Below are 23731 nucleotides of genomic sequence, written 5' to 3'. Positions count from 1 at the left end.
TTTATACACTTCGCCCTCGCCATAGGCAGTAGTAATGGAGCCCATTGATGACGCAACCAACAAAAACTAGCAGCATTCGTACTCGAGTGCCCTTTCAAGTGGGCAGACGTAGTGATATTCCCGCTGAAATGCTCTCGTTTATCGACCTAAACAGCGAAAAAGAACATGTGGCTTTAGTTTTTAAAAATGCCGATAGCCAACAAGCTACGCCATTGGTTCGCATTCACTCTGAGTGTTTAACCGGTGACGTCTTTGGCTCTTCACGTTGTGATTGTGGCGAGCAACTCAACGAAGCGATTGAAAAGATGGCCGAGCAAGGCGGTATTATCCTCTATATGCGCCAAGAGGGCCGTGGCATTGGTTTATACAACAAACTCGACGCCTATCAATTACAGATTAAAGGCATAGACACCTACGCGGCGAATAACCAGCTAGGCTTTGATGACGACTTACGTGACTTTAGCGAAGCGGCGCAAATGCTCAAAGCCATGGGAGTCGCTCAGCTTAAATTACTCAGTAATAACCCGCGTAAACAAACCGCGCTAGAAGAAAATGGCATTACCGTTAGCGAAGTAGAAAGTACTGGGGTATATCGTAAGGTAGACAACCACTACTACCTACAAACCAAAGCCAGCCGCGGTAAGCACCGTCTAAAACTAACTAAAGATATAGTAGCGCCTTAGCAGCATGCTCCTCCGAGCTAGGTAAATAAACGCAGTTATCTGTAAAAAAACCACTCTCACAGCAACATTCTAAAATATTTTTTTACCAAGCCTTGAGACACTGTATTTTTCGTCATATTCGAAATTTACGTTCACGAGGGGTTCACCAATGATCGGTTTTATCTATTTCGCCACAGTGTTTATTTGGGGAACAACTTGGTTGGCTATCGCCTATCAAATAGGCGACGTGCCTATTGCCAACTCCATCATGTATCGTTTTGCAATGGCATCGCTGGTATTAATGATTTTTTTGAAGTTAAGTGGCCGCTTACAGCAGCTTAATTTGAAGCAACATCTCAGTTGTTTATTGCTCGGTCTGTGCTTATTTAGTTGTAATTTTATGCTGTTCTACCATGCTGCACAGTACATTCCTAGCGGCTTAATCTCTATTATTTTTTCTATCGCTACCATTATGAACATGGCAAACAGCTGGCTGTTTCATCGCCAGCGCCCCAGTTTACGTTTGTTAAGTGGCGGAGCGATTGGCATTATCGGTATCGTAATGCTGTTCTATCCTGATATGCGGCAAAGTGATACCGCTGGTCAACAATTATTGGGTTTATTGATGGCCCTAGCGGGTACTTACTGTTTCTCACTGGGTAACATGTTGTCAGCCAAGCAGCAAAAACAGGGGTTGTCGGTCTTATCAGTAAACGGTTACGGAATGGCCTACGGGGCAGCACTGTTACTGTTGTGGGGACTACTTAGTGGTGAAAATTTCGCTTTCAGCAGCGCCCCTCTTTACCTAGGAAGCTTAATCTACTTAGCCCTTGTGGGCTCGGTACTCGGGTTTAGTTTTTACCTTATTTTAGTTGGCCGTTTGGGGCCGCAAAAAGCCGCTTATGCTACCGTGCTGTTCCCGGTCGTGGCTTTAGGTTTATCGACTATTTTTGAAGGCTATCAATGGACACCTTTGGCATTAAGCGGTGTGGCCACAGTACTGCTCGGTAACTTACTGGTATTTACTAAAGGCAATCCATTCCGCCGATGGACAGCCAAACACACGAGTTCAAGCTAATCCCTTCCGCAAACCGGTATAAAACGGCGTGTTTGCGGTGATTTCAACGCCTTCTCTACTTAATATCGAGGCCGTTAAGCCTGTTAAAAACCATTCTATGGTCTAATTAAGAAGATTAATAATATGAGCTATACTGACTAAATTATTAGTCAGCAGGGATTGCGTTCATGCTTAGCTCTATTTCGATTCGTTACAAACTGTTAGTACTGCCACTGCTTCTTGCGGTAGCTATGTTAGGGGAAGTGGTCCTAGTAACGTCCTCATTACAACAAAATAATGCAGATGCCTTGATTGTCAATATCGCCGGGCGTCAGCGGATGTTAACTAAAAAATTCTCCGCCGAAGAACTGTATAGAAGCAGCGCCAAGGAGCAGCAATTTCCAAGTATTCTTAATGCCGATAAAACCGTAGAACTCTACCAACATTCTTTACAAGCCTTGCAGCAAGGTGGGCAAACCTATGCAGACTTAGGTTTGAAAAAAGCAATCAACTTACCCGCGCCATCTCATCAACCCTTTATCGATCAGCTCAGGCTGGTTGAAAAGCTCTGGAACGAACAATTACGCATGGCCTTAGCCTTGCAAAATAGCCCCTCGGCCAGCAATTCTGAAGCCTTCTTGGCCGCCAATCATAAAAGTATGGCCGCCATGAACAAGGCGGTATTAATTTACGCCGATTATGCTGAACACAAACTCAGCAAGCTAATAAACAGTAGTATTAGCTTAGCGGTGGTCATGGTGATATTAAGCTCACTGCTGGCCTGGATAGTGATTCGCGATACCACCCGTCCAATTAACTTGCTGGTGGCGATAAGTCGCAAAATCAGTCGAGGTGACCTCAAGTCATCTGCTGAGCTAAATCAGATCATTAGTAAAAATGAACTAGGCATGTTAGCGCACCATATCGAGTTAATGCGCCAATCGCTGCAGGAAGCGCTGAATGAAATACAACAAGCCTCAAGCAGTATTAATTTGTCATCCAATCAGGTTTCAGAGCTATCGACCCAAATTAGCCAAGCTAACCGTAACGAACAACAACGCTTCTCAGATATGTACGATAACTCGATGTCTCTAGAAGAATCGACCTCAAAATTGAGCGAAATTGCCGCTGAAACCCTCACCATGGTGACCCAGTGTAATCAATTATCAACGAATGCCTCTCACTTAGTGGGTGAGAACATCACGATGATGACCACGACCTCTGAAGAAACCACTAAGGCCAGTAGTTTTATTCAGGAACTTAGCAATACGGCAGAAAAGGTATACGGTATTGTTGATGCTATTCGTGCCATTTCAGAGCAAACCAATTTGCTCGCACTAAATGCAGCGATTGAAGCAGCCCGAGCCGGAGAGCAAGGCCGTGGTTTTGCGGTAGTCGCCGATGAAGTTCGAAGCCTAGCGGCGAGAACCGGCAGCTCTACCGATGAGATAGCCAAGCTGATTACTCAACTCACTGAGGGTGTACAGCAGGTAGTGAATAGCATGGGAGAAGTCACCAGCAAAGTTGAACTGAGCCGAGAAACCTCTCAACAAACTGAACAAGGTATTGTTGAAGTGACAGAAAAAATACAGTTAGTCGCACAAGCTCAGCAAAGCATTGATGAACAAGTCGAACATCAGAATCAGCAGCTTGATATCCTCAAAGAAACTCAGCGAGAACTACAAACTATTATCGAAGAAAGCCACAACAAGTCTGAAACGTCCGCCTTAGTAGCGGGACAACTGGCACGAGTGTCCAGCAATGTTACCGATCTACTACAACGTTTTTCACTCGATGCCACGTTAAAAGCAGAAACCAGGCAAAACAATGAGAAGCGCAGCCACCCTAGAGTAGACACCGGTTTGCACTTCACGCTGAACCAAGGCACCAAACGCGCTCAAGGATTAACTCAAGATATTAGTATGGGCGGGGTGAAAGTGGTTGTTCCGGGTAATTTGGCGCTGCATAGCAAACAGCCGCTACTCCTTAATTTGGCTTATTTGCATAAAGGTAAAAACAAGCAGTTTGATATCGCCGGACATATTATTGAACAGCGGGCCAATGATAAACAAAACCTACAAATACATGTACGATTTGACCAAACAAACGCAGACCAAAAACACGCCTTAGAGGAGATATTTGAAGCGCATGGTAAACAGAGTAATTATGTTAGCAGCAGCCCCCAAGAGAGTTATGTAGATCCTCACACGGACGTGATTCGCTTTAACTCTTAGCGCTATTGTTCACAAGCAAACCAAGCTGTAATGCTTGGCGTTAACTGATGTCTAGCACGCTAAGGTGATTGTCCCATTGCAAAGCTGTTTGCAGGCGTTGTATGGGCTGGGCTTTTTGAATCAACTGTCCTTGGCCGGTCGACGCCACCCAACCTTTAGCATGGGTGGCCAAGCCGCATACATCATCTACTTGCATCAACTGCGCTAATTCTCGTTCAGTTTCAGACCAAACCGCCAGTTTACCGCCACGGGGCGAACTGGCGAGTAACGTGCCATCTACACATTCAATGCTTCCAATATAGTGATTAAACAGAGGCCAATAATCAGCATCGGCATCGAGAGCCATGCAAGGCTCCATCGCATGTTGAGAATAGACAAGAGATCTAACTTCACGCTGAGGGTTTTGCCCCTGACACGCCAACCACGCCGTATCACTATGTGTTGAGTAACAGAGGTGGCGTATGCTGAGTTGGTTATCCGGCAACTCTCTGGTTAATAAAGCTTGGCCCGTTTCGCTATCCAAATAAACCAAGGCTGGGCGCATCGTTTCTAGGTTTAGCTTTTCCCTTCCTTGAGTATGGATCCCCCCAACGGCAACGACCAAGCGCTGCTTTGGCAACATCAATAACTGATGCGGTCCCAAACCTGCTATCGGCCAACGCTGGCTAAGCGACCACCGCTCGGGTTGCTGTTGATACACCAACACTGCCCCTTGGCTGGTATCACTGTCCCCAGCCGTGACATACAACTTACTGGCATCATCAGAAAAACAAGCATGCCCGTAAAAATGCATATTGGCGGGTGGAGTAATATTGCCTAATAGTTGCCCGGTTCGCGGCTCAAACAGCACAATATAATGACCAGGTCTTCGCCCAACACAGGCCGCGAGGCCGTGGTCTTTTTTTGCCAAAGCCACATGATGACCGCGGGCCGGTAAAGCCAATTGGTAAGGTAATTCGCCATTGCTAAACATCGCACTAAGCTGGTATTTATCCTGCTGTTTAGTGCAGCCAAGTAACAAATAGTTATTAGCTCTAGCGCTATCATTGCGCTTAAGAAGTGCATGAGCAACCGCCGGTGCACTAAGCAAACTGGCGCCTAGCGATAGCTGCGCCATTCTTTGCAACAATTTACGACGGTTCAACTCAGTCGCCATCGTTATTATTAAACCCTAACTCTATCGACAGAGCCTGCGGTATTTGATTTGCAAATAAACGGTCTAACTTGGCCAACATCGGTTCAGCCTTAGCCCAATCACTCAACTGAGCGTGTTGATCATTGGGCTCAATAGTGGGCATGGCCTTACTTAAAAGAGCAAATTGCGCTGCGGTTTGCTTGGCTAAGTTGGCATCAATACTGGTTAGGTAAATCGCTAGGTACCGTTGGTAACGTCTCGCTAAGCCAGCGAGTTGCTCAGCTAACAGCTGAGCACTGAGTTTGGCACGCCAAGCCTCTCCTTGATAGGGGCGTAAACGTTGGTGCTTAGCTGAGTAAATTGCCCGCAGCTTGCGCAGCATAATGCTGGTTTGCAGGCGGTAACTGTTCAGTACATCACTGCTTAACTGTTCTGGGCTAATAGTCGCCAGATCGCTAGGTAGGTTGTTCGCTACTTGCTCTGCCGCCTGCACGTATTGATTAACTACATCAGGCAGCAATACGCAACGCTGCTGATCACTAAGCGCTTCGAACAATAGAAACTCTTGGCTACGTAAATTGCTATGAGTACTGCTTAAAGGCTGCTGTCCGGCTAACGCCGCTTTAACTTTACGCCCAGTAGTATCTTTTTTGTCAGGCCAGTAACTTAAGGCCCAGTTCAATTTTAAATCAACCAAAGGGCCAAGTGCTGAAGCTTGTAGCGGCAGATACGCAAGATAATTTTGTCTCCACAAGCTTTGGCTTATTAGTAAGCCATCATCACTTGGTTTGGCACAGTAAGCCGTCACATGTTGTTGGTAGGCACGCGCTTCTGATACTAAGTATGCACTTAAACTCACAATATGTTGCTGCTCTTGCTGTAACCATTGTTGCTGTAAAGTGACGGTATTAGCAATGGCCGAGCTCAGTCCTACCAGCCCCAAAACACCGAGAGTGATTGCTCGATAAAAACACTTATTCATAGTTGGCCTTTTAGAGTGAGTTAACAAAAGCCACCAGCGCATCGCGCTGCTGTAAGCTTAAATTGGCAAAGGCTTGTTTAGCAGGTTCGGCTTCGCCACCATGCCAAACAATCGCTTCAGCCACATTACGCGCACGCCCATCGTGTAATAACTGACTGTGGCCATTGACGGTTTCAGTCAGCCCTACTCCCCATAACGGTGGAGTGCGCCATTGCTGTCCATTGGCTAAGTATTCGCCCCGACCATCTGCCAGTTCAGGCCCCATATCATGTAGCAACATATCGGTGTAGGGGTAAATAACTTGCTCGCTTAAAGCTGGCAAGTTTGCTCGCTTGGCGGTAGTAAATCGGCGTTTATGACAGCTATCACAGTTAACTTGGCTAAATAACTGGTCACCTTGTTGCACCAACTCTTTGTCATTAATGCGGCGCTTAGGCACGGCTAAATGGCGGGTATAGAACTCTACAAAGCCAAGTAGCTTATCACTCACCTCTGAACCATCAGGGTCGACGCCAGAAGTCGCCACTTGGCATTCTTTTTGGGCGGCCGTGCAGTGATCGTTCGTGAACATTAAGCTCGTAATACCAATATCACCATTAAAGGCAGCGGCATTTTGTTGCATTAAATTGGGTTGCCCCGCCTTCCAGCCAAAACGCCCTAAAGTATAAGCTTGCTGCTGTTGGTCCCAGACACGGTTAGCCACACCGCGAATACCATCTTGGTTAATATCATTAGGATCTGCATTGGCCAATATGTCTTGCTCGCTAATGCTTTCTAACAACCCCAAGCCAATCATTGGCGAAGCAATCCGCGGCGAGAACAAGGTATCAGGATGCAGCGGCCCATAGCCTAACTGATCGACAAGCAATTCTGGCTTGCGTAACATAAGTAGGCTGCCGTCACTATAAGTAAAAGCTTGCTTCGTATAGGCAAAACGCACTCGCGCTTCAGGTGCTACCCCAGGAATAGCTTGGTCTTGTATTTGGCCGCCGTAGGTAGGTTCTGGCACCACACCATTTTGGGCTTCCAGTAATTTTTGCTCATCTGTTACTGCCGGAATACTGATCCTCACTAACATAGAAACAGCGTTATCGGCCCCCACCGGAGCAGGATGCCCGCGACCATCTTTGAGGTGGCAATTCTGGCAACCGTTAGTATTAAACAGTGGCCCTAGGCCATCTCTAGCGATCGTCGTCGCGGGGGCAACCACCCAAGGATTACGAAAGAAACTATTGCCAGTACTAAAATTCAAACGCCCTTCAAAACTCAAATTAGCCGCAGGCAAAGAAAACGCATTGTGATCAATTCGGATAGTCGTCGTATCGCCGCCCGGCTTATTGGGGTTGGCAAAGGCGACCATATTGGCGCTTAACGCCGCCACTAAGACCAGCTTACTCATCAACTTATTTTTCAAACTCACTCTCTCCCAAGAATGCTGAAACAAGATCCACGAAAGGGAGCAAAAGCTCCCTATTATAATATTGATGGTTTTTTAGAATTCGTGGTCTGCAGTGTCAGGGTTTAAATTTTCAATGCCTAATACTTTAGCGCTCGCCTCAATGGCGCGAGTTTGCTCAACCAAGGCTAAGATAGTGCCGTTAATTAAGGCATGGCCATCGCTATTATTGGCCGCGATAAGCTGATCAAAGTACACCCCATTTTGTTCAGCACTCGCCACTAACTTGGCCGTTTCGGCCATCGACAGCTCAAACATCATTTTGTTGCTTTTAGCAATTGCCGGATCCTTTTGTTTGACCAAATCATGCAAGCTAGGGCCGTTTAGCATTGAGCCATTTAAGCGCTTAAACTCACCGAAATAGACATTGCTAATACCACGGTTATTGTAATAGTGAGAGTTATGGGTGTTGTCACTGAAACAATCATGCTCATCTTCAGTAGAGTTGGCTTCTAATGCCACCTTCATACGTTCGCCAGCTAACTCACCCAGAGATAAACTCCCCATACCAAACATCACACGGCGTAAGGCTTGCTCGCTCGGCTCTGCCAGCAATTGCTGCTGATAATCACCACCGTTTGCCCATTGCTGACTCATCCATGCTAAGTCATCAACCAATAATTGGGTAACCGCAGCTAGGTAGGCGGCCCGTCGATCACAATTACCGTTGGTACATGCGCTGCCTGAGGCATAATCGGTATAAGCTCGCTCACCCGCGCCAGCATCAGAGCCATGTAAATCTTGTCCCCATAGTAAAAACTCTACCGCATGATAACCGGTTGCTACATTGGCTTCAGAGCCGGCAAGCTCATTTAATGAGGCGAGTAATTCGGGGTTAATAACACTTAAATCAAGTGTGTTTTCGCCCACTTGCACATGGGTATTAGCCACAATATTGGCGGTTGCGCCAGGATTACCCAGCTCATACTGGTAATCGGCAGCCACGTAGTCGATGAGGCCCTCATCTAATGGCCAGGCATTAAGTTGCCCTTCCCAATCATCAACAATAGGGTTACCAAAACGGAACACTTCACTTTGCTGGTAAAAGCGTCGCGCTTCTTTCCACGCAGCCTTGGCAGCCGCTAAGTGTTGCGCTGAGGGAGCAGATATTAGTTGCTGGCTTGCGTTTTGTAAGCTAACAGCGCTGCTGTGCGAGTCGCTAAACACGGCATGAGCTAACTCAGCATAATGAGCGACAACTTGGTTTTGTTTTACATCTGCGTAGGCAATATTTGCCAATAATAACGTCGAGCTTAATACCACTTTAATCAGGCGCATTGTCTTCCTTAAATTTACGCTAATGAGAATACCTATCATTATCTTTACTATTTACAACAAGTAAACAAAAAAAACCTATTTTCTAAAAATAAAGAAAAATAAGGTTTACAGAGGAAGGTTAAAAAAAACGCCTTTTTAGTGTCATTAAGCTGTCATAGTAATTTTGTTAAATGCTCGCGTTCACTTGGTTCAACGACTCAGTAGAGATGAGATATGAGTATCAATACACTTAATGGAAAACAGTTTTGGAAGGTATTACGTAAGAAGGGAATTCCGCCTTCAGTATTTGCAATGAAAGCGAATTGTTCGTTAAACAGTGTATACAACTTAAAAGAGCGCAGCTATATTCCAGCCAAATTCGCTCAAGTATTAGACAGTATTCAGTAACATAAACTTGTAGTGGTTAGTGAACGCCCACTAGCCGCACTCGCTGACCACTCAAGGAAATCTGTGTGGTTAAGCCGCTGCTGTTACCGACATTTCAACTAAAATTTCTTCTCGTGCCATGTGCGCTTGCACACACGCCCGAGCCGGTGGCGTTACGTCACTAATCCATGCATCCCACACTTTATTCATTTCAGCAAAATCATCCATAGTGCGCAGATAAATCGTTACGCTTAGCAGCTTAGATTTGTCTGAACCTACGCTGGCGAGCAGCTCTTCGACTTTTTCAATCGTGGTACGTGTTTGCTCAGCAATGCCATGTGAAGTGTCTTTAGCAACCTGACCACAAAGATACACAGTATTATTATGGATCACCGCTCGGCTCATTCTGGCTTTACTTTCAAAGTGTTGGATAGACATGCTAACTCCTTAATAAAAAGGCTAGCAGTGCTAGCCTTGGTGCAAATAGTAGATAGCGCTAACGCGCTAAAGATAACGGGTAATTGCGTTGCTCAGCCAATTGTTCGGCTAACTCAAGTACCTGCGAATAGCCCAATTGTTGGGTACTTGGTAATTCACTCATCACTGAACCTAAGGCTTCACCATTAAGTAAACCTAACTCAGCAATGTTCTCAATGATTTGCTCTGCGGCACTTAAGGCCGAAGAAAACTTAACAATTTCGGTACGCGCATAATGGGCCTTATCAAAAGAGACACTGGCAGCGCGTAAACTAGGATCGCTACCTGGAATCTGCTGCGCCCCAAATAATGGACGGCCAGCCACAGCGGCATCGTTAAAGCTAGGCAGATAACGCGACATGTGCTTTACCGCCTCAGCAGTGCGCTGCGCCACTTCGTCACTTTGCCAGCCTTGGGTTAACTTGCGAGTCAGTAAGGGACTAAGCTCAGGTTGAGCACTATTCTCGCTAGATTTAACCAAGCCACCTTTAAACAAAGTGATGGTATCGGTCATACCGTGCAGTTGAAATAAACCATCCGGATAAGGGGTTAATTGCGCCATGCCGTTAGGCGTGCCCCGTTCGCCGTGCACAATTAACTCAGGCCAACGGCCATTTTGACTCGGCCAATTGGCCAAATAGGCCGCTTTAAACTCTACCATACGGTGACGGCTTAGCTTAGCCATGTCATCAATACTACCACTGCGGTAACCACAGGCATTTATCAAGTAATCCACTTCGGTACTTTGGCTGCCCTGCTCTGTTTGATAATCTACTCGCCAACGCGGTTTGTCGCCATTAAGTAACTCAACATGGGTAACCTTAGTGTGGGTAAACACTTGGCAATTGTCTAAGCCCTCGCTGGCCAGTTTCACCATGGCAGCAATGCGTAACAAACTTAAGCCGTACTCTTGTACCTGCACAAATGGAAATTTAAAGGCCGATAAATCCAAGTATTTGGCCACTGGGATCATCCAGTCATCCATACTCTGCGGCTGTTGCATCGGTTCGCGTTTGGCCAGTGCTTCAAGTTGCTCACGGCTATACAAGCGGTAGTAATCTTTGGCAGGGCCCAGCTTTTGATTTTGAGGGTCTTGTTGAATCAAATTGGCATAGTGCGCCTGCACTTTTCGCAAGCGAGGCAAGAGCGCTTCTGGCTCGCCAGGATCATTTAATGGCACACTAATCACAGTAGGGCGCAGATTGACCGCGTGAGGAAACACCCGCAAGGTATTAATCGACTGCTCTAGCAACTTAAGACATTGCTCGTCAGATATCTCGCGATATAAATTGCCACCTGCGTGTAAGTGGCAAGCTGGCGGGCCATTAACTAAACTGGGGCCAGCCTCAAACAAGCTAACATTGGCGCCGAGTTCGGCCAATTTAAGTGCAGCCGCTGATCCGGCAATTCCACCACCTACTACGGCGACCTGAAGCGAAGCTGAATTATTCGCTGTCACTGGGTGAGTTTGTATCACTAAATTTCATCCGCAAGATAAAAAAACTATAACGTGATTATTCTAACTGCCGATCAATGACATTGAAATACAATTCAAACAGTTTACACCGAGCTAAGCTGAAGATTTTTGTAGAGAAAGTGAAAGATAATAAAATGGATGGGGTAATTTATGATGCTTGGTGTCGTTATTCTTGGCGCTTGAGTAAAAAATAAGAGAGAGCAAGAACCAAGCACAGAAGTCATTTTAAACGTTTTTAGTGACGTAGCAAAGAGAGTCAAATTGCCCCCTCAAGCTATCGTAGCTTGCATTCTGTTTGCTTGTGATTGCCTAACAATAATGCCTTTCATGTTAGCGCTTATACTGGCTACACTTTAATTGACGGGCTTAATGATTTTGATAATTTCGAGCTAGGTGGTAGCTTCGACGCCAGAGGGGGTGCGTCGATAAAATTAGATGGCGAGCAAGAATTAGCATGTAAAGTTAATAGTGGCTCGGATATCGCTCTGGGCTTTAGCTCCAAACTAGGAGGCAATATCAAGCTACAACTATGGCGAAACTAAGTCTACGCCAGCAACGCACATCAGATATGAGAATTGGTCAGTTCTCCCCAATTCACCGACTATTACTACAGTTTAAGACAGTGACTAGGAGTTGCACAAAAGATTCAAAGTTGGCTTAAGAATTAATAATTCAGTAGAGTCTAGGGGCGCAGCCATCTGGACTATGCGAGTGTTTAAAATAGAAAATGTAGGGGTGGTTAAATTTGGTGCAGATTTCCGATATTGATATGAGGTGTTTCATTAACTTAAAAAACATCCGTAACACTGGGAGTATTGAAATTGAAACAAACTTCGAACATGCTTACTCTATTATCTACTTATCCAATGGAACATATAATGTGTACTCGGACGGTCTTTTAGTAGCAATAGTAACTTATAAATGTATAGTTTCAAATGATTTGACCATCGAGGGAATTTGGGGGGCTAACTTAAGCGAGGCAGCGTGGAAAATAGATGGTTCTATTTTGAGAGTAAACCTTAGCGATGGATCCATCATTGTTAATAATGAGGCTTCATCAACAATATATAAGTCTGGAGGAATACTTGAATTTATAGGTGCCTTCTTTCTGTCTATGGGGAAACATAAAAAATATAAACCTTCCCAAGTAGGAGTTGCATTCGAAAAAAAAGAGCAGTCCTTATTATATTTGATTGGACTTACCCTCAACATTTGCCTCTCGTAAAGAAAAGCAAGGCAACAACAAAAGAAAAAAAGAAAGGACACCCAAGTCTTTTCGACACTTCCAGGAACAGAAATGGCAGCTCCCAACAGCACTTCTAGGCTTTAGTTACACTCCAAGCCTTAGAAATGCTGTAGAAAAAGAAAGGACATCCAAGTCTTTTTACTAAGTGGTGATTATAGAATTGTGGAGGGAGAAATAGACTTGGGAGTTCAATCTCTCGATACTGGCATTGTAAGAGCTGCTGGAGGTAATATCTGGGGAACACAAACTTCTTTTACTTGGGATAAAGGTGTAAACGCCCTTCTTCCAGGCGGTGGTTTATATTACAAGGCGGGTACAGGGCTATCCTAACAGGCGGACAGGACAAATGATTAAATCGGTACGAACTAGCCTAAGGATAATAGTTCCAGTGGTAGGCTTAACCTTTTGGGCATATATCATGTTCTTTAGTCATCTCTCAGACGCAAAAAAACTAGAGAACCATCTGGCTGCTTTTTCACCAAATACTAGCTATCGACTAGTGGCCAATAAAGGGAGCACGGCCATATCCTCTGGGACACTTGATAATTTTTACACTTGTCTAAAAAAGTACAGGTCGCCTTTATCTAAAATTGGAAAAAAAGGAAACACACAACATTATAAGCTGTGGCTCAATAAATTCACATACATATGGATAAGTTCAGTAAACGGTGAGGCGATTTTATTTCAAATGTTTACCAAGCTAGATAATGAAGATAATTTCACCAGCTCTCAAGTCTATGCCATCAATTGCCGGTTAAGCTTATTGCAGAAAAATGCTCAATAAATGGAATAGAAAGAGATAGGATAAAAAAGGACACCCACAATACAATAAAAGGGGTCAGAGTCACTTTATATTTCCTACACTAAGGTAAACATATTGCTTTAGGTGATGAAATGGCTCGAAAGCTTCGTGTTTCCTATCCTGGTGTAGCAGAACACATCATTCAGCGAGGTAATAATCGGCAAGTTATTTTTGCCAATGACGAAGATATGCGTGCTTATATCACTTGGTTAAAACAATACGCCAAGCAGCACAAGGTGGCTATTCACGCATGGGTGCTAATGACCAATCATGTTCATTTACTTTGTACACCTTCAACTATAACGGGCATCTCCAAAATGATGCAGTCACTCGGGCGAATGTATGTGTTGTACTTTAATCGCCGCTACCAACGTTAATAAAAGGGGTCAGAGTCACTTTATATTTCCTACACTAAGGTAAACATATTGCTTTAGGTGATGAAATGGCTCGAAAGCTTCGTGTTTCCTATCCTGGTGTAGCGGAACACATCATTCAGCGAGGTAATAATCGGCAAGTTATTTTTGCCAATGACGAAGATATGCGTGCTTATATCACTTGGTTAAAACAATACGCCAAGCAGCACAAGGTGGCTATTCACGCATGGGTGCTAATGACCAATCATGTTCATTTACTTTGTACACCTTCAACTATAACGGGCATCTCCAAAATGATGCAGTCACTCGGGCGAATGTATGTGTTGTACTTTAATCGCCGCTACCAACGTTCAGGCACTTTATGGGAAGGGCGTTACAAATCCTGCTTAATCGAAAATGAAGCTTACTTCATGCAGGTATGTAGATACATAGAGCTAAACCCTGTACGTGCCAATATGGTTAACGACCCAGCCGATTACTCTTGGTCTAGTTACCAGTGCAATGCCTTAGGCAAAGGCAGTAGCCTATTAACTGAGCATCAGCTTTATACTGGTTTAAGCGACTCACCTATTAAGAGGCAAAGTGCTTATCGTGCGTTGTTTGCTCATCATATCGAAGGAAAGCTTCTCGATGATATACGCCAAGCTACCCATAAAGGCTTGGCGCTGGGTAGTGACAAGTTTAAACAGGACATTGAAACGCTTACGGGCCTGCGGGTAACCGAAGGCTCTCGCGGTAGGCGTAAAGGGTGGCGAAAGCGTGTTAGCTAGATAAAAGTGACTCTGACCCCATTTATTTACTGACCCCATTTATTTTTGCCATTTATTTTGAATAAGATCAGGGTTAAAACATACCAGTTCTTATGTAAATCAAGGCATGTATGAATTAGGAAATAGATTGTATGACTTTTAGGTGGGCAATGTGAAAACAGGAATAAAAAGCAACGTGATTACATTTAACTGTGTAATTGCCTTTATTACTATATTAATAGCGGGATGCAGTGTGAGCGTAGATGAGCTAAAAAGAGAATTTTTAGACGACCGAGTTGCGGAATTAGTTGCTGCTGCCATTAACGGTGACGAAGCTAGTGTTGAACGCTTAATTAAAGACGGTGTAAACCCTAACGAAGAAAGTTGGGACCACCTCACACCTCTACATTTTGCGCAGAAAGCCAATAGCCTTAAAGGCATGGAAATTTTACTCAAAAATGGTGCCTCGCCCAATACCATTAACGACAAATATAAAGCCGAGAGCGTGTTGGCTGTAGCGGTAGAAAAACAAAACTACGCGCAGCTTGATTTACTTTTTAACTATGGCGGAGATGTTAATGCCAAGGTACAAACAGTAAAAACGTTAATCAGTATTCCCATTCTTTATAGCGACTATAAAATGATGAAGTATTTGGTTGACAGGGGGGCCAACATCAGTTTCCCAGTGGAGGACCCTTATCAGTATACCGCATTAGTCGGAGCAGCTAACGTGAGGGATTATGAAATGGTGGAGTATATGCTCGAAAAAGGTACCAACCCGCTAGCGTACAATAAACATGGAAAAAGTTTCGCTTATGTAATTCAAAGCAGGCCGAGCAATTCTGAAGCTCGACAACGTATTTTAGCTAAACTTACCGCCCTTGGGGTTCAATTTCCTTTACCTCCAAGGCCGCAAGTTTATTACAATGGGCCAAATGGTTTTCCAGGAGATTTAACAAAAGAAGAGCTTGAAAAAGGGCAACAAGAAGTAGACCGAGTGCTGAATCTATACTTAGCAATTTTACCTTATTATTTAGGCTTACAAAAAACCGACCTTGAATTACCTAAACCTCTCGGAGAACGCCCGAATGGCCATCTTTATGCGGATAGGATAAAAATAAAAGACTATGATGAAGAAAATAAACAGTACTACCGCGAGGTTGAATTGTTTTTAGAAAAAGTCGATATGCAAAAACAGAAATAAACAAAAAATAAGAAAAATAGGACACCCAAGTCTTTTTGATAGTGATTTTTCATTGGTCATGATCTTCCCCCGATAAAGTAGACACGGGTTACGCTTCCTTTGCTCTGCCTTCGTATTCTACTGGACTTAAGTATTTTAAACTTGAGTGCAGTCGAAATCGATTATAAAAATGTTGTACATATCCTGCTACTTTATCTCTCAAATCCCATTCACTTGTAAAGTGATTCGATTTAATGAGTTCTCCTTTTAAGGTATGAAAAAACGATTCCATTTCTGCGTTGTCTGTACAATGCCCTGGTCGATTCATACTCGGTGTTACGCCGTACTTACTCAACAGTGCTTGAACTTCATGAGCGCGATATTCTGCTCCTCTGTCAGTGTGAAACACCAATCCAGCCTGTGGCTTTCTATTTCTAAAGGCCATTTGTAACGACGCCATCGTTACTGCTGTTGTTTTACGGTGATTCATCGACCAACCAATCACTTTTCGTGAATATAGGTCTATGACTACTGCAAGATATAACCAGCGGTTTCCCTGTCGTATATAGGTTAAATCACCCGCCCATTGTTCATTAACTGCGGTAGGTTTTGGCATATCTTTACGTATGTTTTTAATCGATTGATAGAATCGATGTAGTTTAGCCATTTTAATGTAAACCCTAGAACAGCGTGCTTTCAAGCCATGCTCTCTCATCAACCTAGCCACCCGTTTTCGACTGGTGTAAATTCCGCTACACTTTAACTCCGCATGTACACGAGGGCTACCGTAAGTCTCTCTACTCTTGGTGAATATCTGCTCAATACGATAGGCCAACTGGTCATCAATGAGCTTATGGCGGCTCACTTTTCGTTTACAGAAGGCATAGTAACCAGAGCGAGACACCTTAAGAAATCGGCACATCATGGTGATGGGAAAGCGTTGCTTATAATGGCTTATGAATCGGAATCTCGTCGACTTTCCTCCGCGACGAATCGTTGCCACTTTTTTAGCAAATCATTCTCCAGTTCAAGTTGTTTTACTTTCTTTTGAAGTTCAGCAATTTTTTCATTTTCAGAAAGATTCATGGGTTTGCTTAGTTTTTTCCGTCTTCTATCAGACATGATTTTCCCCTCGCGATAATCCTTTCGCCACCGAGATAACATGAACGGATGAATGTCGAGTGACTCTGCAACTCCTTTAACTGTAGCACCTGCCAAGTGGGTTAATTTGACGGCGGTTGCTTTGAATTCAGTTGTGTATTGCTGAGTTTTTTTACCTGTTTTATAAGCTGGCATAAACACCTCATCTTGTTTGAGTGAAGTGTCTACTGAATCGGATCAACTACATCATGGTATATCAAACTTTTGTTTGTTTTGCGTTTTTTTTAACGAAGATAAGATAAGAAAATAAAAACAAGAAAAAAAGAAAGGACACCCAAGTCTTTTCGACACTTCCAGAAACAGAAATGACAGTTCCCAACAGCACTTCTAGGCTTTAGTTACACTCCAAGCCTTAGAAATGCTGTTATGACCCGAGCTCGCAGTGAAGTACATGGTGCACATTTCTGATGGTTTATTGAGGGGTAAATAGTGAGAGAAGTTTTACAGCAGATATCCATCTGGCTTTTTTTGTCCTGCTGGGTGAGTTTTTTAATCATCTATATTTTTTATCGGGAGAAAAACTCACCTTCGAAAAACAGGTTTATTGCTCTTAACTACAAACATATGGTTGAGCTATGGATCAGGGAAGATAAGAGAGCGTTGGCGTTATTGATATTGAGATCGTCTTTTGTTTTCGTACTATTATGGGTTGCCGCTGGATTATTGGGTTAACAGTTAGTAAAGAGCTGAGTCTAATGCCCTTCCAAGTAGGAGTTGCATTCGAAAGAAAAAGAAAGGACATCCAAGTCTTTTTACTAAGTGGTGATTATAGAATTGTGGAGGGAGAAATAGACTTGGGAGTTCAATCTCTCGATACTGGCATTGTAAGAGCTGCTGGAGGTAATATCTGGGGAACACAAACTTCTTTTACTTGGGATAAAGGTGTAAACGCCCTTCTTCCAGGCGGTGGTTTATATTACAAGGCGGGTACAGGGCTATCCTAACAGGCGGACAGGACAAATGATTAAATCGGTACGAACTAGCCTAAGGATAATAGTTCCAGTGGTAGGCTTAACCTTTTGGGCATATATCATGTTCTTTAGTCATCTCTCAGACGCAAAAAAACTAGAGAACCATCTGGCTGCTTTTTCACCAAATACTAGCTATCGACTAGTTTCCGGTAAAGGTAGTGTAGCCATATCCTCAGGGAAACTTGACAACTTTTACATTTGCCTAAAAAAATACCGGTCGCCTTTATCTAAATCAAGTAAAAAAGGAACTATTAAAAATTATAAGTTGTGGCTTAACAAATTCACATACATATGGCTATCTTCAGTAAACGGTGAGGCGAGTTTATTTAAAATGTATATCAAGCTAGATAATGAAGATAATTTCACAAGCTCTGAAGTCTATGCCATCAATTGCCGATTAAGCTTATTGGGAGCTGTAACGGTCAAATAAACTTGGAGACTTCTTTGGCACTTTTTCTCAAAAAAGAAAGGACACCCATGTCTTTTTGACAATCCCAAACAGCACTTCTAGGCTTTAACTACACCCCAAGCCCTAGAGGTGCTGTTATGACCCGAGCTCGCGCAAATAAAGGACACCCAAGTCTTTTTAATCTCAAACAGCAAAAAGAAATAGGACACCCAAGTCTTTTTGACACCCAAGTCTTTTTGATAATCCAAACCTGCACTTCTAGGCTTAAAATACACTCCAAGCCTGAGGGTTCCCCACGAATTTATTGATGCCTTATCAGCCTCGTTTTCAACCGGACTCCTGCTTAGTATTTTAAGCATATCAATAGCTTGCCGCCTGTATTCTTTCTTAAACGTTAGCCACCTATCTTGATAAGCTCTTAATCCAATCACTTGGTTAGAGAGAACGTTGCGATACTTAATCGAATTAGCTTGATAACGATAGTGTTTACTTGCGAAAAAAGTGTTGGACAGATAGTTTAAGTTGGCTCTGTTGCCGATTATCAAGCAGATGCAGGACTTTCTGTAACAAAAGCTGGGGTGGACATTAAAGCAGAATATGATAAAACGGGCTCCGTATCTGAAGGCAATGCAATATATAATGTGTTATAAATTGGAGGAATGGCCGCGGTTGCTCGGGCGATTAGTGCACCAGTTACATTAACTGTAGGTTTAATTTGGACTGCTGGAAACTTCTTCATTGATGCTGAGCAATAAGAGTGACTCTGACCCCATTTATTTGACCCCATTTATTACCATTTATTAAAAAGCTCAAGAACTGGCTTAAGCTTTTCCTTAGCAATATTTACCTCAATGCTCTAAGGAGCAATGAAATTCAATTCATTGGAATACCGAGTGCCGTATTCATAAATTCCCAAGGCAATTCGTGAATTGCCTAACATTTCTAGCGTTAAAGCTTCCTCTTCGCCTGTCAGCATTTCCTCATATTCTCCCCACTCTCCGCTATCGTTTAGAGCTCTAGATTGATGACTATCTACAGTAAGAACTAAAGAGATACTGGAGGCCACATCTCCATTATCAACAAACTTATATGTTCCCGATTTTATTGACTCTGTCTTGTGGATATCAGTGCCTGCATTAATACAATAAAGGCTATCGTAGCTTGTAGTGCGTAAAGTTAATAATTCTTCTGCAACCGTTAATTCATATGTAGAGGTACTCGAAAGATCAGGATTACATGTGTAACTTTGATTACCCCAAGTGCCGTAATATTGATCTAAACCATAGGCAGCATTAGGGTTGCGCCAAGGGCTTTCTTGATCAATGCTAATATTCACGGGTAACTCGCTAGCATTCCCAGCATCATCTAGGTACTTATTAAAGCTAATAAGAGATAACTCAAGTGGCTGAGTTGCTGATTCACTTCGGTCGACTAACTTAACAATACCAATAGAAGGGCTAAACCACAGCTCTTGTTCTAGGCGTATCTGCTCACTAACGGTAACCCCCAAATCATCAACATCTACTGACACATTAAGCGCCAACCAGTAACTAATATGTAGCGCTTCATAATTACCCGAGGCGGTTACAACCGTATCAATTCCGTGATATTCCCACTCTTGCAAGTAGTCACCATAAGTTGCCCCAATACTTGGGCTAATAGTAACTCCCAAGTCTTTGTATCCGAGATCTGGGCGCTTACCTTCCTGTGCAAATTCGGGTAATAAAAGCACTAGGTTATCGGAAAGGTTGAAATTAAGTTTGTAATTTTTTCCGTCAATAACAAGCTGATCAACGTGGAGGCTCTCAATAAATAGCTCTCCTTGTGAGTAGTTAAAGGATTGCTTAAAGCCACTGTGCTCCCAATTTAAAGTAAAGCGCTCTGTATTATTTGAAGATGAGGCAACACTGGAGCTGGAAAGCTGATAAATCTGGCCGGTATCCACATCAGAATAACGCCAAACAGCTCCACTTTGAGCAGGTAGGTACTGACTAGAAAGAATGGTAGAATCTTCAACAACAGAGTTGCTACCCCCTCCGTCACCACCTCCCCCACCACAAGCAGCTAAATTAAATACGGAGACAACAGATAACAACTTCCAAAACTTCATTTCATAACTTCCTTGTATTTTAAGTTTTCTTTTTAATCTAATAAAACCAATATTTTACATAAAGTCAGTGACTTACTAGGAAATTTTTTCTTAATAGTTGATCTGACACATAACAATATTTAACTTAAGATAGTTTTATATCGCCAAGGTGCCTGATAATAATGTGAGGTTTAAAGCCATAAATACAGCCCAATGAGCCTATTCTTCTCGACGCTGCTCCCTCAATACCTTGTGCCTTGGTATCCGCGAGTTGTGACACACTTTAACGCTCGCAGAATCAATAAACGCAATGCCCGCCGAATGAATAAAACCAATAAAAGGGGTCAGAGTCACTTTATATTTCCTACACTAAGGTAAACATATTGCTTTAGGTGATGAAATGGCTCGAAAGCTTCGTGTTTCCTATCCTGGTGTAGCGGAACACATCATTCAGCGAGGTAATAATCGGCAAGTTATTTTTGCCAATGACGAAGATATGCGTGCTTATATCACTTGGTTAAAACAATACGCCAAGCAGCACAAGGTGGCTATTCACGCATGGGTGCTAATGACCAATCATGTTCATTTACTTTGTACACCTTCAACTATAACGGGCATCTCCAAAATGATGCTGTCACTCGGGCGAATGTATGTGTTGTACTTTAATCGCCGCTACCAACGTTCAGGCACTTTATGGGAAGGGCGTTACAAATCCTGCTTAATCGAAAATGAAGCTTACTTCATGCAGGTGTGTAGATACATAGATCTAAACCCTGTACGTGCCAATATGGTTAACGACAGCCGATTACTCTTGGTCTAGTTACCAGTGCAATGCCTTAGGCAAACGCAGTAGCCTATTAACTGAGCATCAGCTTTATACTGGTTTAAGCGACTCACCTATTAAGAGGCAAAGTGCTTATCGTGCGTTGTTTGCTCATCATATCGAAGGAAAGCTTCTCGATGATATACGCCAAGCTACCCTTAAAGGCTTGGCGCTGGGTAGTGACAAGTTTAAACAGGACATTGAAACGCTTACGGGCCTGCGGGTAACCGAAGGCTCTCGCGGTAGGCGTAAAGGGTGGCGAAAGCGTGTTAGCTAGATTAAAGTGACTCTGACCCCATTTATTCCTTGAAGAAAGAACACTGGCAGCAAGCTATTGATATGCTTAAAATACTAAGCACGAGTCCCGTTGAAAACGAAGCTGAGAAGGCATGAATAAATCCGTGGGGTTCCCTCAGACTCTGACCCCATTTATTTATGTAAATCAAGGCATGTATGAATTAGGAAATAGATTGTATGACTTTTAGGTGGGCAATGTGAAAACAGGAATAAAAAGCAACGTGATTACATTTAACTGTGTAATTGCCTTTATTACTATATTAATAGCGGGGTGCAGTGTGAGCGTAGATGAGCTAAAAAGAGAATTTTTAGACGACCGAGTTGCGGAATTAGTTGCTGCTGCCATTAACGGTGACGAAGCTAGTGTTGAGCGCTTAATTAAAGACGGTGTTAACCCTAACGAAGAAAGTTGGGACCACCTCACGCCTCTACATTTTGCGCAGAAAGCCAATAGCCTTAAAGGCATGGAAATTTTACTCAAAAATGGTGCCTCGCCCAATACCATTAACGACAAATACAAAGCCGAGAGCGTGTTGGCTGTAGCGGTAGAAAAACAAAACTACGCGCAGCTTGATTTACTTTTTAACTATGGCGGAGATGTTAATGCCAAGGTACAAACAGTAAAAACGTTAATCAGTATTCCCATTCTTTATAGCGACTATAAAATGATGAAGTATTTGGTTGACAGGGGGGCCAACATCAGTTTCCCAGTGGAGGACCCTTATCAGTATACCGCATTAGTCGGAGCAGCTAACGTGAGGGATTATGAAATGGTGGAGTATATGCTCGAAAAAGGTACCAACCCGCTAGCGTACAATAAACTTGGAGATAGTTTTGCTTATTTCATCCAAGATAGTAGGCATCCTTCAGCTGCCAGACAGCGTATTTTAGCTAAACTCGCCGCCCTTGGGGTTCAATTTCCTTTACCTCCTTCACCGCAAGTTTATTACAATGGGCCAAATGGTTTTCCGGGAGATTTAACAAAAGAAGAGCTTGAAAAAGGGCAACAAGAAGTAGACCGAGTGCTGAATCTATACTTAGCAATTTTACCTTATTATTTAGGCTTACAAAAAACCGACCTTGAATTACCTAAACCTCTCGGAGAACGCCCGAATGGCCATCTTTATGCGGATAGGATAAAAATAAAAGACTATGATGAAGAAAATAAACAGTACTACCGCGAGGTTGAATTGTTTTTAGAAAAAGTCGATATGCAAAAACAGAAATAAACAAAAAATAAGAAAAATAGGACACCCAAGTCTTTTTGATAGTGATTTTTCATTGGTCATGGTATATCACATAGTACCGGTGTAGGCCTTGGTATTGCTACCGCATCGGTTAGTGGACCTTTAGCTCCAGCAGCTTTTGTCGTCGGCTATGGTGTCGGATATACTCTCAGTACGCTAACTTATAGTTTGAGCGGTTTTGGAGAGACAGTTAATAACTTCGTAACAGACAGCACAAGAAGCTTATCTAACTATCTAAATGAATAGGTAAAATTTATATGTCCATCGCTAATGAGATTATAGAAGGTGCACAAAGAGCACATTCGAACCTAGAAAATAATTTAAAAATGGATTCACTTAAGTGCTCTTTTTTATATTTGTCCCGTAAAGCTCATTTAACTAACAGTATCATAGATGAGAAAATAAGAAGGTTATTAGTTAAGATTGGCTTGATATTATTGAGCTTTGGTGGTGGTGCCTATGTCATTTCTAAATATTACCCCCATGAAACTGAAATTGTTGTCTTCGTAGCTTTCATTTCATGTACCATTTTTTATTTTTTTAAAAAACGACTGTTCTTGAAATCATGCACAACAGTTGAGCTTAGTGAGAGGCCTATTTGGTTTTACATAAAAAGCTTATCGCTTTATATTTCTTGGACGACAACTGGTAAAATAATATTGATTGATATCCTATTGCTATTTTTAGGTTGGGCCTCTTTACTAGTAGTTTTTAGTAAAGAGTATTTCATGTTATCTTCGCTAATTTTTGTGGTAAATTGCTTCATTGCCGTTTCTTTGACATTTATGCTTTTCATCTGCTATCACAAGGGAACAAATAAGTAGAAAAATTGGACACCCAAGTCTTTTCTAAAGTTCAGGAGCTACACCAGCTCTAATATCCCAACAAGCCATAAACTAAAGCCTCAGCTTGACCTGATTTTTAAGGGAGTATCACGAACAAACGACTATATTCTATTAGGAAAGTGCACTTGGGTTGAGAACACATTTATCAATATGGTCCACAATCGGTCCCCCAAGTATGTAACCACACCAGTGTTTATGGGCGTCTTCACTTTCTGTATCGGAAAGTAATAAAAAGGACTAACATCCAAACCTGATAGACAACTCAACTCTACAGTTCGCTATTTATTACGTAGCAATAACACTCTCGCTGCTCTCAGCAGCTTTACTAACTTGATCAGCCCCCCCCTGCATTAACTCCATGCGGTCTTTAAGGTAAGCCGCTTTATTATAAGTATTCCTCATACTGCTCTG

21 protein-coding genes and 1 pseudogene are annotated in these 23731 nt (G+C 43.0%); 13 read left to right on the top strand and 9 right to left on the bottom strand.

The annotated features are described in order from the left end of the window. Positions 1 to 47: 47 nt before the first annotated feature. From ACVFI8_RS15610 to ACVFI8_RS15600, 3 genes are all read left to right on the top strand, one after another. Entirely contained in the window at positions 48 to 683 is a 636-nt protein-coding gene (locus ACVFI8_RS15610) for a GTP cyclohydrolase II (RefSeq protein WP_248712664.1), read from the top strand. A 148-nt stretch (positions 684 to 831) separates the two neighbouring features. Further along, positions 832 to 1740 (top strand): DMT family transporter, encoded by a 909-nt coding sequence (locus ACVFI8_RS15605; protein ID WP_457871856.1) that lies wholly within the window; start codon positions 832 to 834, stop codon positions 1738 to 1740. A 167-nt stretch (positions 1741 to 1907) separates the two neighbouring features. Continuing rightward, positions 1908 to 3953 (top strand): methyl-accepting chemotaxis protein, encoded by a 2046-nt coding sequence (locus ACVFI8_RS15600; protein WP_457871855.1) that lies wholly within the window; start codon positions 1908 to 1910, stop codon positions 3951 to 3953. 40 nt (positions 3954 to 3993) lie between these two features. Here the strand turns inward: ACVFI8_RS15600 and ACVFI8_RS15595 are convergent, their stop codons facing one another. The 4 genes from ACVFI8_RS15595 to ACVFI8_RS15580 all read right to left on the bottom strand — a co-directional run bounded on the left by ACVFI8_RS15595 (position 3994) and on the right by ACVFI8_RS15580 (position 8804). Beyond that, the gene (locus tag ACVFI8_RS15595; RefSeq protein WP_457871854.1) at positions 3994 to 5109 is read right to left on the bottom strand and encodes a DUF1513 domain-containing protein; all 1116 of its coding nucleotides are present in this window, start codon (positions 5107 to 5109) and stop codon (positions 3994 to 3996) included. Then, a complete protein-coding gene (locus ACVFI8_RS15590) occupies positions 5099 to 6070 on the bottom strand; it encodes an imelysin family protein (protein WP_457871852.1) in 972 nt (323 codons plus the stop codon). The genes ACVFI8_RS15595 and ACVFI8_RS15590 overlap by 11 nt, the downstream gene beginning before the upstream one ends. 10 nt (positions 6071 to 6080) lie before the next feature. Continuing rightward, positions 6081 to 7484, bottom strand: a complete 1404-nt coding sequence (locus ACVFI8_RS15585; RefSeq protein WP_457871851.1) for a di-heme oxidoreductase family protein — start codon at positions 7482 to 7484, stop codon at positions 6081 to 6083. A 78-nt stretch (positions 7485 to 7562) separates the two neighbouring features. Next, positions 7563 to 8804, bottom strand: a complete 1242-nt coding sequence (locus ACVFI8_RS15580) for an imelysin family protein (protein ID WP_457871849.1) — start codon at positions 8802 to 8804, stop codon at positions 7563 to 7565. A 213-nt stretch (positions 8805 to 9017) separates the two neighbouring features. Here ACVFI8_RS15580 and ACVFI8_RS15575 point away from each other — a divergent pair, with 213 nt between their 5' ends. Then, positions 9018 to 9191, top strand: a complete 174-nt coding sequence (locus ACVFI8_RS15575) for a hypothetical protein (protein WP_248712671.1) — start codon at positions 9018 to 9020, stop codon at positions 9189 to 9191. 69 nt (positions 9192 to 9260) lie between these two features. Here the strand turns inward: ACVFI8_RS15575 and ACVFI8_RS15570 are convergent, their stop codons facing one another. Both ACVFI8_RS15570 and ACVFI8_RS15565 read right to left on the bottom strand, forming a co-directional pair. Further along, positions 9261 to 9608, bottom strand: a complete 348-nt coding sequence (locus ACVFI8_RS15570; RefSeq protein WP_248712672.1) for a RidA family protein — start codon at positions 9606 to 9608, stop codon at positions 9261 to 9263. 58 nt (positions 9609 to 9666) lie between these two features. After that, entirely contained in the window at positions 9667 to 11124 is a 1458-nt protein-coding gene (locus ACVFI8_RS15565; RefSeq protein ID WP_457871848.1) for an FAD-dependent oxidoreductase, read from the bottom strand. 748 nt (positions 11125 to 11872) lie between these two features. On the opposite strand from ACVFI8_RS15565, the gene ACVFI8_RS15560 reads away from it, so the two are divergent. From ACVFI8_RS15560 to ACVFI8_RS15545, 4 genes are all read left to right on the top strand, one after another. Further along, positions 11873 to 12349, top strand: a complete 477-nt coding sequence (locus tag ACVFI8_RS15560; protein WP_457871847.1) for a hypothetical protein — start codon at positions 11873 to 11875, stop codon at positions 12347 to 12349. Between the two features lie 915 nt (positions 12350 to 13264). Next, a complete protein-coding gene (locus ACVFI8_RS15555) occupies positions 13265 to 13549 on the top strand; it encodes a transposase (protein ID WP_457871845.1) in 285 nt (94 codons plus the stop codon). 65 nt (positions 13550 to 13614) lie between these two features. Next, positions 13615 to 14316 (top strand): REP-associated tyrosine transposase, encoded by a 702-nt coding sequence (locus ACVFI8_RS15550; RefSeq protein WP_457871843.1) that lies wholly within the window; start codon positions 13615 to 13617, stop codon positions 14314 to 14316. Between the two features lie 151 nt (positions 14317 to 14467). After that, complete coding sequence (locus tag ACVFI8_RS15545; protein WP_457871842.1) at positions 14468 to 15499, top strand: ankyrin repeat domain-containing protein; 1032 nt, start codon at positions 14468 to 14470, stop codon at positions 15497 to 15499. An 88-nt stretch (positions 15500 to 15587) separates the two neighbouring features. On the opposite strand, the gene ACVFI8_RS15540 is transcribed toward ACVFI8_RS15545, so the two are convergent. Next, positions 15588 to 16774 (bottom strand): IS3 family transposase gene (locus ACVFI8_RS15540; protein WP_457871352.1). Its coding sequence is split into 2 segments (ribosomal slippage): positions 15588 to 16489 and positions 16489 to 16774, totalling 1188 coding nucleotides; the frame shifts between segments, so codons are not numbered across the junction. Positions 16775 to 17334: 560 nt separating this feature from the next. On the opposite strand from ACVFI8_RS15540, the gene ACVFI8_RS15535 reads away from it, so the two are divergent. Further along, positions 17335 to 17583 (top strand): hypothetical protein, encoded by a 249-nt coding sequence (locus tag ACVFI8_RS15535; RefSeq protein WP_457871841.1) that lies wholly within the window; start codon positions 17335 to 17337, stop codon positions 17581 to 17583. Positions 17584 to 18875: 1292 nt separating this feature from the next. Here the strand turns inward: ACVFI8_RS15535 and ACVFI8_RS15530 are convergent. Beyond that, positions 18876 to 20129, bottom strand: coding sequence for a hypothetical protein (locus ACVFI8_RS15530; RefSeq protein WP_457871840.1), 1254 nt, complete (start codon positions 20127 to 20129; stop codon positions 18876 to 18878). A 136-nt stretch (positions 20130 to 20265) separates the two neighbouring features. Next, positions 20266 to 20423, bottom strand: a pseudogene (locus ACVFI8_RS15525) (transposase); the annotation flags it as partial. Between the two features lie 85 nt (positions 20424 to 20508). Here ACVFI8_RS15525 and ACVFI8_RS15520 point away from each other — a divergent pair. From ACVFI8_RS15520 to ACVFI8_RS15505, 4 genes are all read left to right on the top strand, one after another. Continuing rightward, a complete protein-coding gene (locus tag ACVFI8_RS15520) occupies positions 20509 to 20928 on the top strand; it encodes a transposase (RefSeq protein ID WP_457871839.1) in 420 nt (139 codons plus the stop codon). Continuing rightward, positions 20888 to 21208, top strand: coding sequence for a transposase (locus ACVFI8_RS15515; protein ID WP_457871838.1), 321 nt, complete (start codon positions 20888 to 20890; stop codon positions 21206 to 21208). The genes ACVFI8_RS15520 and ACVFI8_RS15515 overlap by 41 nt, the downstream gene beginning before the upstream one ends. Before the next feature lie 217 nt (positions 21209 to 21425). Then, positions 21426 to 22457, top strand: coding sequence for an ankyrin repeat domain-containing protein (locus ACVFI8_RS15510; protein WP_457871837.1), 1032 nt, complete (start codon positions 21426 to 21428; stop codon positions 22455 to 22457). Positions 22458 to 22732: 275 nt separating this feature from the next. After that, positions 22733 to 23299: a hypothetical protein gene (locus ACVFI8_RS15505; RefSeq protein ID WP_457871836.1), complete on the top strand. Its 567-nt coding sequence runs from the start codon at positions 22733 to 22735 to the stop codon at positions 23297 to 23299. The last annotated feature ends 432 nt before the right edge of the window (positions 23300 to 23731 follow it).

Source organism: Agarivorans sp. MS3-6 (assembly GCF_054112545.1).
This window is presented reverse-complemented; position numbering and strand designations above follow the sequence as displayed.